Source organism: Streptomyces sp. NBRC 109706 (genome assembly GCF_000974485.1).
Classification (GTDB): Bacteria; Actinomycetota; Actinomycetes; order Streptomycetales; family Streptomycetaceae; genus Streptomyces.
Map to the genome: position 1 here is coordinate 617015 of NZ_BBOM01000005.1, position 15446 is coordinate 632460.

Genomic DNA, 15446 nt, shown 5'->3' on the forward strand with positions numbered 1-15446 from the left:
CGTTCCGTCAGCCCTGGTCGGCCGCGCGCTCGGCGGCCTCGACAACGTTGCTCAGCAGCATGGCCCTGGTCATCGGGCCCACGCCACGCGGGTTCGGCGAGAGCCAGCCGGCGACGGCGGCCACGCCGGGGTGGACGTCGCCGACGATCCGGCCGGACTCGTCGCGACTGACGCCGACGTCGAGCACGGCGGCGCCCGGCTTGATGTCCTCCGGCTTGATCAGGTGCGGAACGCCGGCCGCCGCCACCACGATGTCCGCGCGGCGCAGCTGAGCCGACAGGTCACGGGTGCCGGTGTGGCACTGGGTGACCGTGGCGTTCTCCGACCGGCGGGTGAGCAGCAGCGGCAGCGAACGGCCGACCGTCACACCGCGACCGACCACCGCCACCTCGGCGCCGTCGATCTCCACACCGAAGCGGCGCAGCAGCGCGATGATGCCGTTGGGGGTGCAGGGCAGCGGCGCGGGCTCGCCCAGCACCAGGCGGCCGAGGTTGGTGGGGTGCAGGCCGTCGGCGTCCTTGTCCGGGTCGACGCGCTCCAGCACGCGGTTGGTGTCGATGCCGCGCGGCAGCGGCAGTTGCACCAGATAGCCGGTGCAGGCGGGGTCGGCGTTCAGCTCGTCGACCACGGCCTCGATCTCGGCCTGGCCTGCGGTGGCCGGCAACTCCCGCTGGATGGAGGCGATTCCGACGGCGGCGCAGTCCCGATGCTTGCCCGCGACATACTTCTGGCTGCCGACATCGTCGCCGACCAGCAGCGTGCCGAGGCCCGGGGCGTGGCCGCGCTCCCTGAGCGCGGCGATCCGGGTGCGGAGGTCGGACTTGATCTCGGCCGCGGTGGCCTGGCCGTCGAGTGTCTGGGCAGTCATGGGCCCATCCTCGCGGATAACGGGCCAAGGTCACCAATCCGGCCCGCCCCGCCCAGGGCGCGGCGCTCGCCGCGCCGTCCGGAAGCTGCTGGAATACCCGCCATGAACGAACGCTACTCCCTGTTCAGCAGCCCCGCCGGCGGTGTGATGACGGCCGAGGTCGGCGCGGTCACCGGCGAGTTGGAGCTGCACAGCGCCATCGGCGAGGACGGCTCCCTCGACCTGCGGATCCGCTACGCGGGCGCCGACGAGTGGTACACGGTCGAGGGCGGCCCCTACCGCCTGTACGACCCGAGGGACCACGAGGTACTGCACGAAATCCTGATCGCCGCCCTCCACCGCCCACCGGCCTGAGCGAACGGCAGGCTCTCGACCGTGAGATGACCCCCCGGACGGCGCCACCCGCGCCACACACCGGGCCGAACAGCCACCCCGTTCGGGTGGGAACGAGGAGCGGTTGGCGGCGGCGCGCGCCTGGTTGGCGCGCTGACCGCGCAACCGCCGCGTCGCGTCAGTGGAAGAAGTGCCGGGTGCCCGTCAGGTAGAGGGGGATCCCGGCCTTCTCGGCTGCCTCGACGACCTGTTCGTCGCGGATCGAACCGCCGGGCTGGACCACGGCCTTGACGCCCGCCTCGATCAGCACCTCAAGGCCGTCGGGGAACGGGAAGAACGCGTCGGACGCGGCATAGGAGCCGGCGGCCCGCTCCGCGCCGGCGCGGCCGACGGCCAGCCGCGCGGAGTCCACGCGGTTGACCTGGCCCATCCCGACGCCGACCGTCGCGCCGTCCCTGGCCAGCAGGATCGCGTTGGACTTGACCGCCCGGCAGGCGCGCCAGGCGAAGGCCAGCTCGGCCAGCTCGTCGGCGGACAGCGCCTCGCCGGTGGCCAGCCGCCAGTTGGCCGGATCGTCGCCGGCGGCCTGCAGCCGGTCGCTGACCTGCGCCAGCGCCCCGCCGTCCACCGGCCGGAACTCGGCGACCGCGGCGGGCGGTTCGGGACAGCGCAGCACCCGGATGTTCTTCTTCCGGGTGAGCGCCTCCAGCGCGCCCTCCTCGTAGTCGGGCGCCACCACGACCTCGGTGAAGATCTCGGCGATCTGCCCGGCCAGCTCGGCCGTCACCGGCCGGTTGACGGCGATCACGCCGCCGTAGGCGGACAGCGGATCGCAGGCGTGCGCCTTGCGGTGCGCCTCGGCCACGTCGGCGCCCACCGCGATCCCGCACGGGTTGCTGTGCTTGATGATCGCGACGCAGGGCTGCTCGTGGTCGTGGGCGGCGCGGCGGGCCGCCTCGGTGTCCACATAGTTGTTGTAGGACATCTCCTTGCCGTGCAGCTGCTCGGCGGAGGCCAGTCCGCGTCCGCTGCCGTCGGTGTAGAGCGCGGCGGACTGGTGCGGGTTCTCGCCGTAGCGCAGCACCCGCTGGAGGCCGAAGACCGGGCTGACGCTCTGCGCGAACTCCTCGCGTGGCCCCTCCTGGGCGGCGAAGTAGCCGGCGACCTGGGCGTCGTAGCGGGCGGTGTGCCGGAACGCCTCGGCGGCCAGCGCGCGTCGCTGCCCGGCGGTGAAGCCGCCATCGACGACGGCGGTCACCAGCTCGTCGTAGCGCGCCGGGTCGACCACGATGGCGACCGAGCCGTGGTTCTTGGCCGAGCTGCGCACCATCGCCGGGCCGCCGATGTCGATCTGCTCCACGCAGTCCTCGAAGGAGGCCCCGGAGGCGACCGTCTGTTCGAAGGGGTAGAGGTTGCTCACCACCAGGTCGAACGGCTCGACCCCGAGGTCGGCGAGCTGGGCGCGGTGCGCCGGCACCCGCTGGTCGGCCAGCAGCCCCGCGTGCACCTTGGGGTGCAGGGTCTTGACCCGGCCGTCGAGGCATTCGGGGAAGCCGGTCAGCTCCTCGACCGGGGTGACGGGCACGCCGACGGCGGCGATCCGGCGGGCCGAGTTGCCGGTGGAGACCAGCGCGACCCCGGCGGCGTGCAGCGCCTTCGCCAGCTCCTCCAGACCGGTCTTGTCATAGACGCTGATCAGGGCGCGCCTGATCGGCCGCCGCCCTTCGGCGTCGTGCTCCGGCTGGGCCCCTGCGGCTTGTTCGGCGCTCACGGGATGTACACCTTTCGTCCCTCTATGCGGTAGCCGTCGCGGGCCATCCGGCCCACGGCATCGACGAGCAGCCCGCGTTCGACTTCCTTGATCCGCTGATGCAGCGTGTCCTCGTCGTCGTCGTCGTGGACGGCGACGGCACCCTGCGCGATGATCGGACCGCTGTCCACCTCGGCCTCGGCGAAGTGCACGGTGCAGCCCGTCACCTTCACCCCGTGGGCGAGCGCGTCCCGCACCCCGTGCGCGCCGGGGAAGCTGGGCAGCAGCGCCGGGTGCGTGTTGATGAACCGGCCCCCGAAGGCGGCCATGAACGAGGCCCCGACGATCTTCATGAACCCGGCCGACACCACCAGATCGGGGCGGTGCGCGGCGACGGACTCCGTCAGCGCCGCGTCCCATTCGGGGCGGGTCGGGTAGTCCCGCAGCCGGTGGACGAAGGTCGGCACGCCGGCGCGTTCCGCGCGGCGCAGCCCCTCGATGTTGGCGCGGTCGGCGCCGACGGCGGCCACCGTGGCGTTGAACGCGGCGCCCCCGTCCCGCTCCGCGTCCAGCAGTGCCTGGAGGTTGCTGCCAGAACCGGAGACCAGGACCACCAGGCGGACGGGGGGTCGGTCGGTGGCTTCGGCGGGGTCGGCGGCTTCGGGGGTGGCGGAGGCAGAGGCCACGACGAGGTCTTTCCTTTAGTGCTTTCCTCCCGGAGCACCGAGCTCGTCGTCGAACCTGCTGGTGCCGCTCCCGGGACGTGCGGGGCCGCTCACGGGTCGGCCGTCGGCAACGATACCTTCACGGCTGGGTCCCCCCGTGCCGTGGGCCGTCCGGAGCCAGGTACGGTCGGAAGCCACCGGCACCGCGATCCCGGCGCGCGTGCCCGACAGGGAGATGCGACCACCACATGACCGACGGACCCCGTGCGTCAGGCCAGCAGGATCGGCCGGGCGAGGAGGACAACCCCTTCGCCCCGCCCCCCGAGGGGCGGCCCGACCAGCCGTGGCGCCCCCGGAATCCGGACGGCAACGGCAACGGGGACAGTGACGGCGGTAACGACGGCAACCAGCGGCAGCGCTGGGGCAGCCAGTGGAGCCGGAAACAGCCGGGGCGCGGCTCGGGCCCGTTCGGCGCGCCCGGCAACGGCGGCCCCGACGGTTCGGGGGAGAACGGCGGCCGCCCGGGCCGTCGCTGGGACCCCAACGATCCGGGCCAACGGCACGCGCGCTACTCGGTGTTGGCCGGTATGTGGGGTGTCTTCGCCGGCTTGCTCGCCTGGGAGTGGCTTGGCCTGCTGCTGGGCGCGCTCGCCCTGTACTGGGGCATCAGCGCGCTGCGCGGCGGCCCCTCCGAGAGCGCCGAGGGCAGGGACCGCTCCAGGGAACGGGCGAAGGTCACCGCGGGCGCCGGCCAGCCGGCCCCGCCGGACGCCCCGGCCCCGGGCGGCACCCCGCCGACGCCGCCCAGGCCGCAGCGGGGCGTGGCGATCGCCGGCGTGGTGATGGCCGGCCTCTCCCTGCTGATCGTCGCGACCGCCTATACGGCGCAGCTGGTCTACAAGGACTACTTCGACTGTGTCTCCGACTCCCTCACGGCCCCGTCCAAGGCCGCCTGCGAGGACCGGCTGCCCAGCCAGCTCCGCCCGATCTTCGGCCAGGACGACTAGCGGAACGACTAGCGGGTTCCGGGCGGGCTCTCGCGTGGGATGTCCGGCAGTCCCGGCGGGCCGGGTGGCCCGCCATGGGGCCCGACGGGGGGCTCGATCCGGGGGACGAGTTCGCCGGAGGTCTGACGCAGCGCCGCCCAGCGGGAGTGCCGGGCGTCGGTGACATGCCAGTCGCGGGCCGGGTCCTTGGCCCTGGCCCGGCGCCGGGTTCGACGTGGCCTGGGCGCCCGGGCGGTGACGGCACGCAGGGTGGCCAGCGCGCCGATGGTCAACGAGGCCATCAGCAGCCGAGGCTGGTGGAGCCGCCACAGCCGCAGGCCGAGGGCCAGTGGCAGCGCGACCGCGGCCCAGCCGGCGGCGGCAAGACCGGTGAGCCAGCCGTCAGGCCCGAACCGGGCCAGTTCGCCGGTGCCCAGCGGGCCGCCGGCCATGGCACCGAGCAGGCCGAGCGCGATCCCGGTGCCGGCTGCGGCCAGCAGCGCGGTGAGCGAGGTGCCCAACCAGCCCGAGGCGGACGCCCGTTCGCCGGGTACCGGGACCGCCGCGCGGGCGACCAGGGTGGCGATCACCAGCAGCCCGGCCAGCGGAACGGCGGCCGTGATCCACAGCAGCGGGCCCTCGGGCGCGCTGGTCGGCAGACCGTCGAGCAGCGGGAACGGCGGCGGTGACGGTTCGCCGGTGACGGCGAGCGGGGTGAGCAGGCTGCCGCCGCCCAGGGTGAACCCGGGGCCCAGGCCGTAGGCGGCGCCCCAGACGGCGGCGTTGGGCGCGAGCGCGCAGGCCAGCAGCAGCACCGCGAGCCGTCCCGACCAGTCGCCGCTCAGGGTGACCATGGTGCTCTGCGCCGCCTGGGCGTGCAGCAGCAGTCCGCCGGCGGCGAGCAGCGCGCCGATGCCGCAGCAGGCGGCGGCGCCGCCCAGCGCCGCGCGCCCGGCGGCGTGCAGCCGGCGGGCGGTGAACAGCGCGGACCAGCGGGCGCCGGGGGCGTGGCGGAGCAGTGGATCGGGTGGCACGCCGCTGATCGCCCAGGCCGTTGGGACGGTCACCAGCAGGACGAAGAGCGGGAGTTGGAGCGCGGTGTCCAGCGGTTGCGGGCTGAGCGTGGCGCGCAGCGCGAAGAGGGTGGCCGCCGATCCGGCCAGCAGATAGCCGGCGCAGATCCACAGCGCGGCGCGGAAGGCGTCGCCGGGGTCGGCCGCCCAGTGCGCCTGTTCCGGTTCGGGCAGCAGGGTGACGCGGACGGCCCGGTAGAGCAGCCAGCCGGGGAGCGCGGTCAGCAGCAGGGGGCTGAGGCCGACGGGCGCTGTGCCCTGGTGGAGGGTTTCGCCGCGCAGCAGTTCGCAGCCGTGGGCGAGCAGCCAGAGGTCGGCGGCGATGCGCAGCGCGCCGGTGGCGCCGCTGTCGGGGTAGGGGGAGATCACCCAGAAGAGCAGCACCAGCACGGCGAGGGCGCCGAGCCCGAGTCCCGCGGCGAGCAGTCCCTCGAAGAGCCACCGCCCCTGGGTGCGGCCGAACGCCGACCGAAACACCGGCCGCAGGCTCCCGGGGGCTTTCCACTGACTGACAAGTCGCACCCGGCCATGCTGCCAACAACACCCGTTTTGCCCGGGTAACAGGTTTTCACCGTGGTGTCGCCCAGTATGTCTATATGACCCGTTTTAAGGATTATCTGCCTGTCACACGGCGAAACGGTCAGCACGCCAGAAGACGTCCGGCTGACCCCGAGGACCCGGCGCCGCTGCCGCAGCTCCACGCGCCGATGGTCGCGTTCCAACGTCTCTACGAGGGCTCGGCGGGCTCCCTTGTCCGGCAGTCGCTGCTGCTCAGCGGCGATTCCGCGATCGCGGACCGGGCCCTGGCGCACGCGTTCCGGCTGGCCTGGGAGCGCTGGCCCGAGGTGGCGACCGACCGGGATCCGGCCGGCTGGGTGCGGGCGACCTGTCATGAGTTCGCGCTCTCCCCGTGGCACCAGCTGGTACCCGACCGCTGGCGGCGTCCCGTGCTGATCGGCGACGAGCACCGGCCGCTGCTGGCGGGGCTGCTCGCGCTGCCGCGCGGCTACCGGCGCGCGCTGCTGCTGTGGGACGGGGTGGGTCTCACCCCGGCCGAGGTCGCGGCCGAGTGCGAGGCGACCGCGACGGCGACGGAGAGCCGGGTGACCCATGCCAGGGCGGCGCTCGCCGAACGGCTGCCCGTGCTGGCCGCCGTTCCCCCGGCCGAACACGGTCCGTTGATCGGCGCGCTGTTGACGCGCTGTGCCGACACCCTGCCGGTGCGGCCGCTGCCGGCGCCGGCGGCGCTGGCGGCCAGCGAACGGACCAGCCGACGGATCGTCGGGGCGGCGACGGCGCTGGTCACCGGCACCACCGTCACGCTGGTCGGCTCGGGCCTGCTGGCCGCGCTGCAGTAGCCGGGCACGGCCAGGCACACGTCAGGGGGGCGCCCTGGTCGGCCGAACGGCCGGGGGCGCCCCCCGTGGACGGGTGCGGCGGTCAGCCGGCGAGCAACTCCCTGGCCAGCACGGCGGTCTCGGACGGCGTCTTGCCGACCTTGACGCCGGCCGCCTCCAGGGCCTCCTTCTTGGCCTGGGCGGTGCCGGACGAACCGGAGACGATCGCCCCGGCGTGGCCCATGGTCTTGCCCTCGGGCGCGGTGAAGCCGGCGACATAGCCGACGACCGGCTTGCTGACATTGGCCTTGATGAAGTCGGCCGCCCGCTCCTCGGCGTCGCCGCCGATCTCACCGATCATCACGATCAGGTCGGTGTCGGGGTCCGCCTCGAACGCCGCGAGGGCGTCGATGTGGGTGGTGCCGATGATCGGGTCGCCACCGATGCCGACGCAGGAGCTGAAGCCGATGTCCCGCAGCTCGTACATCATCTGGTAGGTCAGGGTGCCGGACTTCGACACCAGACCGATCCGGCCCGGCTTGGTGATGTCGGCCGGAATGATGCCCGCGTTGGACTGACCGGGCGTGATCAGGCCGGGGCAGTTGGGGCCGATGATGCGCGTCTTGTTGCCCTTCTTGCCCGCGTAGGACCAGAAGGCGGCGGTGTCATGGACCGCGATGCCCTCGGTGATCACCACGGCGAGCGGGATCTCGGCGTCGATCGCCTCGATCACGGCCGCCTTGGTGAACTTCTCCGGCACGAAGATCACGGTGACATCGGCGCCGGTGGCGTCGACGGCCTCCTTCACGCCGCCGAAGACCGGGATCTCCTTGCCGTCGAAGTCGACGCTCTGGCCGGCCTTGCGCGGGTTGACGCCGCCGACGATGTCGGTGCCGGAGGCGAGCATCCGCCGGGTGTGCTTCTGGCCCTCGGAGCCGGTCATCCCCTGGACGATGACCTTGCTCTCCTTGGTGAGGAAGATAGCCATGGTGTTAGTCGTTGTCCTCGTCTGTGTCGTCTGGTCTCGTCGCAGGTCCTACTTGGTGGCCAGCTCGGCGGCCCGATCGGCCGCGCCGTCCATGGAGTCCACCTGCTCGACCAGCGGGTGGTTGGCGTCGGTCAGGATCTTCCGACCCAACTCCGCGTTGTTGCCGTCGAGGCGGACCACCAGCGGCTTGGTGACCTCCTCGCCCTTGGTCTTGAGCAGTTCGAGGGCCTGCACGATGCCGTTGGCGACGGCGTCACAGGCGGTGATCCCGCCGAAGACGTTGACGAAGACGGACGTGACGTCCGGGTCGCCCAGGATGATCTCCAGACCGTTGGCCATCACCTCGGCCGAGGCGCCGCCGCCGATGTCCAGGAAGTTGGCCGGCTTGGCCCCGCCGTGCTTCTCGCCCGCGTAGGCGACCACGTCGAGGGTGCTCATGACCAGGCCGGCACCGTTGCCGATGATGCCGACGTTGCCGTCGTCCAGCTTCACGTAGTTGAGGCCGCGCTCCTTGGCCGCCGCCTCCAGCGGGTTGGCCGCGTCGCGGTCCTCGAGGGCCGCGTGGTCCGGCTGCCGGAACTCGGCGTTGGCGTCCAGCGACACCTTGCCGTCCAGCGCGACGATCCGCCCGTCGCCCGTCTTGACCAGCGGGTTGACCTCGACCAGCAGGGCGTCCTCCTTGACGAAGACCTCCCACAGCTGGCGCAGCACGTCGGCCACCTGGTCGGCCACCTCGGCCGGGAAGGCGGCGGCGGTGACGATCTCCCGCGCCTTCTCCTCCGTCACACCGTCCACCGCGTCCACGGCGATCCTGGCCAGCGCCTCCGGCTTGGTGGCGGCGACCTCCTCGATGTCCATGCCGCCCTCGACCGACGCCATGGCCAGGAAGGTGCGGTTGGTGCGGTCCAGCAGGAAGGAGACGTAGTACTCGTCCGCGATGTCCGCGGTCTGGGCCAGCATCACCCGGTGCACGGTGTGGCCCTTGATGTCCATGCCGAGGATCGCCCCGGCCTTCTCCACGGCGTCGGCCGGGTCGGAGGCGAGCTTGACGCCGCCGGCCTTCCCTCGACCACCGGTCTTGACCTGCGCCTTGACGACCGCGCGACCGCCAAGCCGCTCGGTCACCTCACGCGCCGCCTCCGGCGTGTCGATGACTTCGCCGGCCAGCACCGGCACGCCATGCTTGGCGAAAAGGTCCCTCGCCTGGTACTCGAACAGGTCCACGCGCGTCCGTCCTCAGTCGTTGAATCTCGCGGTTCGTTCTCGACGTGGGCGTGCCGCGTGGCCGCGAATACGAGGTGCTGCGAGGTGGCACAGCGCACGCGGCATGTCCGAAGTCGAGCGTATCGGGGGTGATGCGAGGCTTCTGAGTTCCGGGTCACCCACACGTGGTGAGACCTGTCACAAATCGGCCTGCGCACGGCGCGCCGACGCGCGATGCGCCGGGTCGACGACTCCACCGGCCCCCGTGGTCCGTCACGGGCCCGTCGTGCGGTCCGTCATGCGGTACGGGAATCGCGGGTCCGCGCGTGGGCGCGGACCCACTCCACCACCTCGCCGGTGGAGGCCCCCGGGGTGAAGATCGCCGCGACGCCCAGCTCCTTGAGCGGCGGGATGTCGTCCTCGGGAATGATCCCGCCGCCGAAGACCGTGATATCCGCCGCGTCCTGCTCCGCAAGCAGCTCGATCACCCGCGCGAAGAGGGTGTTGTGCGCGCCGGAGAGAATGGAGAGGCCGATGGCGTCCGCGTCCTCCTGGACGGCGACGGCCACGATCTGTTCCGGCGTCTGGTGCAGTCCGGTGTAGACGACCTCCATCCCCGCGTCGCGCAGCGCGCGGGCGATGAGCTTGATGCCGCGATCGTGCCCGTCGAGACCCGGCTTGGCCACCACGACGCGGATCGGTCCTGACTCACCCATGAGCTGCCTCCCAAGGAACCCGCCACCGTTGGCGCGAACGGACGTTAACAACAAGGATCGCGCACGGAACACCCCGGGGGCAGCCCGGCTCCCCACCTCGCGTATTCGAACTCGCCTCGAACAAAGAGTGGGGTCTCCATGGCCGTCACGGCGAAAGGCGCGCTATTGCCCGTTTCCTCATGTCTGGAAACCCAAGAACAACCGGCCGAAGATTGTGGGGCCCGCGTACCGCCGGGTACAGTCACCGACCAGCAGCCGCCGGGTCCCCACTCCAGCTCCTGTTGTCGAGCCGAAAGGCATGGTCGGTGAGCGATCGTCTGTTGTCGGGATATTCCGACCAGTTGGACTACCCCGACCTCGGCGCCTCCCCCCCGACCACGGGCGCGGACGGCAGCCACTATCCGACGGCCCACGGCATGGGCGAGATGTACGGCTACCCCGCCAACGGCGGCTACCAGTCCGGGATTTACGCCGACCAGACCTACCCGGCCCAGGGCCACGACGGTCAGGCCCACGTCGGCCAGGGCTATGGCGGCCAGGCGTACAGCGGGCAGGGATACGCGGGTTACGGCGACGCGGGCCTCGGCTCCCAGGGAATCGGCGACGCCACCTACGGCAACGCCTCCTACGGCAACGCCCCTTACGGCGCGGGCTCCTACGGCGAGACCGGCTACGGCTACCCGTCCGAGAGCGTCCCCTCCCCCGCCGCTTACGCTGACTACTCCGCGCAGACCGCCCCGCAGGGGTACGCGCGGCAGGAGTACGAGGCGTATCCGGGGTACCAGCAGCACCCCGAGCAGCAAGGGGAGTACGGGTCCTATCAGCACCACCAGGCAGAGCCGCACGGTGAACCGCGGGACGGCGGCTACACCCACCAGGCGGAACACATCGCGGAGCACCCGGCGGAACATCCGCTCGACGACCGGAACGACTGGGCCGGACACGGCGAGGCGGACACCTTCGAGCAGCCGGCCGTCGAACAACCCGGCGTCGGGTACGACGAGTCCGAGGTTGCGTCCTGGGCGGACGCCGCCCCGGTGGAGCACCAGGCCACGGCCGACCCGGCCCCCCAACCGGCCGCCGAACAGCCGCTGGACGAGCCGACCGCCGATGTGGACGGCCGGGAGGTGTCGTCGATCGACATCCCCGAGTCCGAGCGCCCGCCCCGGGGCGGCGGCGGCAAGCCCGTCGGCCGCGGCCGGCGGCGCTCACCCCGCCCCAGGCGGTCCGCGCTGCTGAGCGTGGCGGCGCCCTCCCTCGCGGTGCTGGGCGTCACGGCGGCGGCCACCGCGGCCACCGTCTCCAGCTCGCAGGACTCATCCGAGCCCCCGCCGGTGGCGGCGCCCGACCCGGCCGAGGTCGAACAGATCAACGCCAACGAGGAGTTCGACACCCAGCTGCAGGGTCTTTCGGCCGCGGCCGGTGACTACGCGGAACGCGCCAGCCGCACCCAGGGCCGGATGGATCTGGAGGCCCAGCTGGAGGCCGAGGAGCAGGCGGCGATCGAGGAGGCGGCGCGCCAGGAGGAGCTACGGCCCAAGTTCTTCCTCCCGGTGGAAAGGCGCGGCCTCAGCTCCTACTTCGGCCAGGCCGGCGTCAACTGGATGTCGACGCACACCGGTATCGACTTCCCCGTCAGCTATGGCACCCCGGTGATGGCGGCCACCGACGGGGAGGTGCGCACCCAGTGGAACTACAGCTACGGCAACATGATCATCCTGACCGCCCCGGACGGGACGGAGACCTGGTACGCGCATCTGGACAGCACCGCCTACCAGTCCGGTTGGGTCCAGGCCGGCACCGTCATCGGCTACTCGGGCAACTCGGGCAAGTCCACCGGACCGCATCTGCACTTCGAGGTGCGGCCCTGGGGCGGCTCGCCGATCGACCCGCTGGCGTGGCTGCGCCTGCAGGGCCTCGAACCCACCTGACGCACCGCCCCCGAAACGCCGGAACGCGCCGAACCCCCGAGGGGACCGGCGCGTTTCCGCGTTCGGGGCCGGTTACGGCCTTCTGCTGATGCTGGCGCAGACACCGACGGCCGCGCCGCCGGAGAGCGCCAGGAACAGGTAGTTGACGAAGTCCCGGTCGTACTCCCAGACGTCCCAGAGGAAATCGACCTCGTCGGTGAGAAGCTCCGTGGAGCTGATGAGCCCACCGGACGCGTCGCTGATCGCCATGGCCGTGCCATAGAACTCGCCACCGAAGGAGGCGAGGATGGCGAAGACGGCGGCGAAGCCCCAGACCAGGTAGTTGCGCTTGGCCAGGAACGCCGGCCCGACCGCGACACCCGCGCCGACCAGCAGCGACAGATAGGGAACCTGCCGGAAGCTGTCGGCCTCCTCGTCGTAGAGGCCGTTGTAGACCAGGGCGTAGACGAACCCGACCACCAACATGGCGCCCAGGCCGACCAGGATGGCCACCAGCGGGTTGCCGGTCGGGCCGGTGGGGCGCGGCGGCGGGAAGCCACCGCCCGGCGCACCGTAGGGGCCCGGCTGGTGGGGCTGCTGGGGCGGGAACCCCTGGCCGGGCTGGCCTGGCTGGCCGGGCTGCTGGGGAAAGCCCTGCGGCTGCTGCGGGTAGCCGTAGCCCGGTTGCGGCGGCTGGCCGTAGGGCTGCGGGGGCTGCTGCGGCGGCTGACCGTGCTGCGGGTAGCCACCGGGCTGCTGCGGCTGCTGCCCCCCGTACCCACCCTCGGGCTGTTGCTGCCAGGGCTGACTCATGTGTTCCCCCTGGGGAAAGTGATCGGAAGTCGCACTCCGGGCAGGAAGGAACTGGAGTACGAAACGTGCCGGAAGCAGCTAATCGCTCCGCAACGCCTCACCACAAGCCCTTACCCCGGTCTGTGACATGACGGCGACACTGCGGGCATCCAGCGCGAACACCCCCGAGAGGCACCCGCCGTCGTCGTCAGAGCTTCTCCACCGGGGCATAGCGCAGCAGCAGCCGCTTGGGCTTCTCGCCGCCGAAGTCGACGGTGGCCTCGGCCCGATCGCCCTCGCCCTGCACGGCGACGACCGTCCCCATGCCGAAACTGTCGTGCGTCACCCGATCCCCCGGCGCCAACGCCACCACCGGACGGTCGGCCATCCGCCCGGTGGCGAAGCCACCCGCCCCACCACGCCGGCCACCACGGCCCACGCCCAGCGCGGCCGACGCGGCGGACGGCGGCTCCTGCCGCACCAGCGGACCGGTGCGCCGCCAGTCCAGATACTCCTCGGGGATCTCCTCCAGAAAACGGGACGGCGGATTGTGCTGCGGCTGGCCCCAGGCGCTGCGCAGCGCCGAACGCGTCACATAGAGGCGCTGCCGGGCACGCGTGATCCCGACATACGCGAGCCGCCGCTCCTCCTCCAACTCCTTGGTCTTGCCGAGGGAACGCATATGCGGGAAGACGCCGTCCTCCAGGCCGGTCAGGAACACCACGGGGAACTCAAGGCCCTTGGCGGTGTGCAGCGTCATCAGCGTGATCACGCCGCCGGCCTCCTCCTCGTCCGGGATCTCGTCGGAGTCGGCGACCAGCGCGACCCGCTCCAGGAAGTCGGCCAGCGTGCCGGGGGACGCGTCCTCCGCCTGGGCCCGCTCCTGCTCGAACTCCAGGGCGACGGCCGCCAGCTCCTGGAGGTTCTCCACCCGGGTCTCGTCCTGCGGATCGGTGGAGGACTGCAACTCCGCCAGATAGCCCGTGCGTTCCAGCACCGCCTCCAGCACGGTGGCCGGCCCGGCGCCGGACTCCACCACCGTGCGCAGCTCCTCCAGCAGCGTGTTGAACCGGCGGACCGCGTTGGCCGAACGCGCGGCCATCCCGTAGGCCTCGTCCACCCGGCGCAGCGCCTGCGCGAAGGAGATCCGCTCGCGCAGCGCCAACGCCTCGATCATCGCCTCGGCCCGATCGCCGATGCCGCGCTTGGGCACATTCAGGATGCGCCGCAGCGGGACCGTGTCCTCGGGGTTGGCCAACACCCGGAGATAGGCCAGCACATCCCTGACCTCGCGCCGCTCGTAGAAGCGGACGCCGCCGACCACCTTGTAGGGCAGGCCGACGCGGATGAAGACCTCCTCGAAGATCCGGGACTGCGCGTTGGTGCGGTAGAAGATCGCCACCTCGCCCGGCCTGGCATCCCCCGCGTCCGACAGCCGATCGATCTCGTCGGCGACGAACTGGGCCTCGTCGTGCTCGGTGTCCGCGACATAGCCGACGATCCGGGCGCCACCGTCCTCGTTGGTCCAGAGATTCTTCGGGCGGCGGTCCTCGTTGCGGGAGATCACCGCGTTGGCGGCGGACAGGATCGTCTGCGTCGAGCGGTAGTTCTGCTCCAGCAGCAGGGTGCCGGCCTGCGGGAAGTCCTGCTCGAACTGGAGGATGTTGCGGATGGTGGCGCCCCTGAAGGCGTAGATCGACTGGTCGGCGTCGCCCACCACACACAGCTCGGCCGGCTCCACCGCACCGCCCGGCTCCCCCACCAACTGCCTGATCAGCGTGTACTGGGCGATGTTGGTGTCCTGGTACTCGTCCACCAGGACGTGCCGGAAGCGGCGGCGGTAGTGCTCGGCGACATCGGGGAACGCCTGGAGCAGATGGACCGTGGTCATGATGATGTCGTCGAAGTCCAGCGCGTTGGCCTCGCGCAGCCGCGCCTGGTACATCGTGTACACCTCGGCGAGGGTCTTCTCGAACTGGTCGCTCGCCCGGGCGGCGAAGTCCTCCGGGTCGATCAGCTCGTTCTTGAGATGCGACACCTTGGCGCTGAAGGACTTGGGCGGGAAGCGCTTGGGATCCAGCTCCAGATCGCGGCAGACCAGGGCCATCAGCCGCTTGGAGTCGGCCGCGTCATAGATGGAGAAGCTGGACGTGAACCCCAGCTGCTTGCTCTCCCGGCGCAGAATCCGCACACAGGCGCTGTGGAACGTCATCACCCACATCGCGTTGGCGCGCGGGCCGACCAACTCCTCGACGCGCTCCCGCATCTCGCCGGCGGCCTTGTTGGTGAAGGTGATCGCGAGGATCTGCCCGGGGTGCGCGCCGCGCGCGGAGAGCAGATGGGCGATGCGGTGGGTGAGCACCCGCGTCTTCCCCGAACCGGCGCCGGCCACGATCAGCAGCGGGCCACCACCGTGGGTGACGGCCGCGCGCTGCTGCTCGTTGAGCCCGTCGAGCAGCCGCGCCGGATCGACGACCGGCTTGCGCGCGCCGTCCCGGTAGTAGGCGTCGTCGGCGGCCGTGGCGTGCGAGCCGACGAAGGTGCCGGCGAAGAGATCGTCCGGCACGCCCTCGGGGTCGGCGCCACCCGCCGGATCCTCAGGCTCGGGCGGCGGCTCCTCGTCCGGAAGGGGGTCGAGGTCCGCCAGTGCGCTGTCATCGAAGAGGCCGCTCATCGCTGACCGAGTCTAGGCCCACCCTCTGACAACGACCGGCCGCCTCGGAAAACCCGACCGCTCGCCGTGGGAAACCCCGAGAGCGGCCCGACGTCCGTTCAAGGGTCCTCCCCAGGGCGCCCCCGACTCCGCCCCCGACTCCGCCCCGGAC

General features: G+C 71.9%; 13 protein-coding genes. 4 read left to right on the forward strand and 9 right to left on the reverse strand.

Going from position 1 to position 15446, the window contains the following annotated elements; all coding sequences use genetic code 11:
- Nucleotides 1-7: 7 nt before the first annotated feature.
- Nucleotides 8-868 (reverse strand): bifunctional methylenetetrahydrofolate dehydrogenase/methenyltetrahydrofolate cyclohydrolase, encoded by an 861-nt coding sequence (locus AOM46_RS07675; RefSeq protein ID WP_062207305.1) that lies wholly within the window; start codon nucleotides 866-868, stop codon nucleotides 8-10.
- 102 nt (nucleotides 869-970) lie between these two features.
- Between AOM46_RS07675 and AOM46_RS07680 the strand changes: the two genes are divergently transcribed.
- On the forward strand, nucleotides 971-1222 hold the full coding sequence (locus tag AOM46_RS07680) for a hypothetical protein (protein ID WP_062207307.1): 252 nt from the start codon (nucleotides 971-973) through the stop codon (nucleotides 1220-1222).
- A gap of 157 nt (nucleotides 1223-1379) precedes the next feature.
- On the opposite strand, the gene purH is transcribed toward AOM46_RS07680, so the two are convergent.
- Both purH and purN read right to left on the reverse strand, forming a co-directional pair.
- Complete coding sequence (purH, locus tag AOM46_RS07685; RefSeq protein WP_062207309.1) at nucleotides 1380-2972, reverse strand: bifunctional phosphoribosylaminoimidazolecarboxamide formyltransferase/IMP cyclohydrolase; 1593 nt, start codon at nucleotides 2970-2972, stop codon at nucleotides 1380-1382.
- Nucleotides 2969-3637 (reverse strand): phosphoribosylglycinamide formyltransferase, encoded by a 669-nt coding sequence (purN, locus tag AOM46_RS07690; protein WP_062207311.1) that lies wholly within the window; start codon nucleotides 3635-3637, stop codon nucleotides 2969-2971. The genes purH and purN overlap by 4 nt, the downstream gene beginning before the upstream one ends.
- Nucleotides 3638-3864: 227 nt before the next feature.
- Between purN and AOM46_RS07695 the strand changes: the two genes are divergently transcribed.
- Complete coding sequence (locus tag AOM46_RS07695) at nucleotides 3865-4623, forward strand: hypothetical protein (protein WP_062207313.1); 759 nt, start codon at nucleotides 3865-3867, stop codon at nucleotides 4621-4623.
- 8 nt (nucleotides 4624-4631) lie between these two features.
- On the opposite strand, the gene AOM46_RS07700 is transcribed toward AOM46_RS07695, so the two are convergent.
- Nucleotides 4632-6197, reverse strand: a complete 1566-nt coding sequence (locus AOM46_RS07700; protein ID WP_158920291.1) for a DUF6350 family protein — start codon at nucleotides 6195-6197, stop codon at nucleotides 4632-4634.
- Between the two features lie 74 nt (nucleotides 6198-6271).
- Here AOM46_RS07700 and AOM46_RS07705 point away from each other — a divergent pair, with 74 nt between their 5' ends.
- The gene (locus tag AOM46_RS07705) at nucleotides 6272-7033 is read left to right on the forward strand and encodes a sigma factor-like helix-turn-helix DNA-binding protein (RefSeq protein WP_158920293.1); all 762 of its coding nucleotides are present in this window, start codon (nucleotides 6272-6274) and stop codon (nucleotides 7031-7033) included.
- An 82-nt stretch (nucleotides 7034-7115) separates the two neighbouring features.
- On the opposite strand, the gene sucD is transcribed toward AOM46_RS07705, so the two are convergent.
- The 3 genes from sucD to AOM46_RS07720 all read right to left on the reverse strand — a co-directional run bounded on the left by sucD (nucleotide 7116) and on the right by AOM46_RS07720 (nucleotide 9919).
- A complete protein-coding gene (gene sucD, locus AOM46_RS07710; RefSeq protein WP_062207320.1) occupies nucleotides 7116-8000 on the reverse strand; it encodes a succinate--CoA ligase subunit alpha in 885 nt (294 codons plus the stop codon).
- Nucleotides 8001-8048: 48 nt separating this feature from the next.
- Complete coding sequence (gene sucC, locus AOM46_RS07715) at nucleotides 8049-9224, reverse strand: ADP-forming succinate--CoA ligase subunit beta (RefSeq protein ID WP_062207321.1); 1176 nt, start codon at nucleotides 9222-9224, stop codon at nucleotides 8049-8051.
- A 275-nt stretch (nucleotides 9225-9499) separates the two neighbouring features.
- Nucleotides 9500-9919, reverse strand: coding sequence for a cobalamin B12-binding domain-containing protein (locus AOM46_RS07720; RefSeq protein WP_062207323.1), 420 nt, complete (start codon nucleotides 9917-9919; stop codon nucleotides 9500-9502).
- A gap of 305 nt (nucleotides 9920-10224) precedes the next feature.
- On the opposite strand from AOM46_RS07720, the gene AOM46_RS07725 reads away from it, so the two are divergent.
- A complete protein-coding gene (locus tag AOM46_RS07725) occupies nucleotides 10225-11850 on the forward strand; it encodes a M23 family metallopeptidase (RefSeq protein ID WP_062207325.1) in 1626 nt (541 codons plus the stop codon).
- Between the two features lie 72 nt (nucleotides 11851-11922).
- Here AOM46_RS07725 and AOM46_RS34545 read toward each other — a convergent pair whose 3' ends face one another.
- Together AOM46_RS34545 and pcrA are read right to left on the reverse strand one after the other, a co-directional pair.
- The gene (locus tag AOM46_RS34545) at nucleotides 11923-12642 is read right to left on the reverse strand and encodes a hypothetical protein (protein WP_062207327.1); all 720 of its coding nucleotides are present in this window, start codon (nucleotides 12640-12642) and stop codon (nucleotides 11923-11925) included.
- 187 nt (nucleotides 12643-12829) lie between these two features.
- The gene (pcrA, locus tag AOM46_RS07735) at nucleotides 12830-15295 is read right to left on the reverse strand and encodes a DNA helicase PcrA (protein WP_062207329.1); all 2466 of its coding nucleotides are present in this window, start codon (nucleotides 15293-15295) and stop codon (nucleotides 12830-12832) included.
- Between the last annotated feature and the right edge of the window lie 151 nt (nucleotides 15296-15446).

What these genes read in the sequence shown, in the direction of transcription:
- AOM46_RS07675 (WP_062207305.1), bottom strand. Translation starts at nt 868, where the DNA reads ATGACTGCCCAGACACTCGACGGCCAGGCCACCGCGGCCGAGATCAAG.
- pcrA (WP_062207329.1), bottom strand. Translation starts at nt 15,295, where the DNA reads ATGAGCGGCCTCTTCGATGACAGCGCACTGGCGGACCTCGACCCCCTT.
- AOM46_RS07720 (WP_062207323.1), bottom strand. Translation starts at nt 9,919, where the DNA reads ATGGGTGAGTCAGGACCGATCCGCGTCGTGGTGGCCAAGCCGGGTCTC.
- AOM46_RS07705 (WP_158920293.1), top strand. Translation starts at nt 6,272, where the DNA reads ATGACCCGTTTTAAGGATTATCTGCCTGTCACACGGCGAAACGGTCAG.
- sucD (WP_062207320.1), bottom strand. Translation starts at nt 8,000, where the DNA reads ATGGCTATCTTCCTCACCAAGGAGAGCAAGGTCATCGTCCAGGGGATG.
- AOM46_RS07680 (WP_062207307.1), top strand. Translation starts at nt 971, where the DNA reads ATGAACGAACGCTACTCCCTGTTCAGCAGCCCCGCCGGCGGTGTGATG.
- AOM46_RS07695 (WP_062207313.1), top strand. Translation starts at nt 3,865, where the DNA reads ATGACCGACGGACCCCGTGCGTCAGGCCAGCAGGATCGGCCGGGCGAG.
- AOM46_RS34545 (WP_062207327.1), bottom strand. Translation starts at nt 12,642, where the DNA reads ATGAGTCAGCCCTGGCAGCAACAGCCCGAGGGTGGGTACGGGGGGCAG.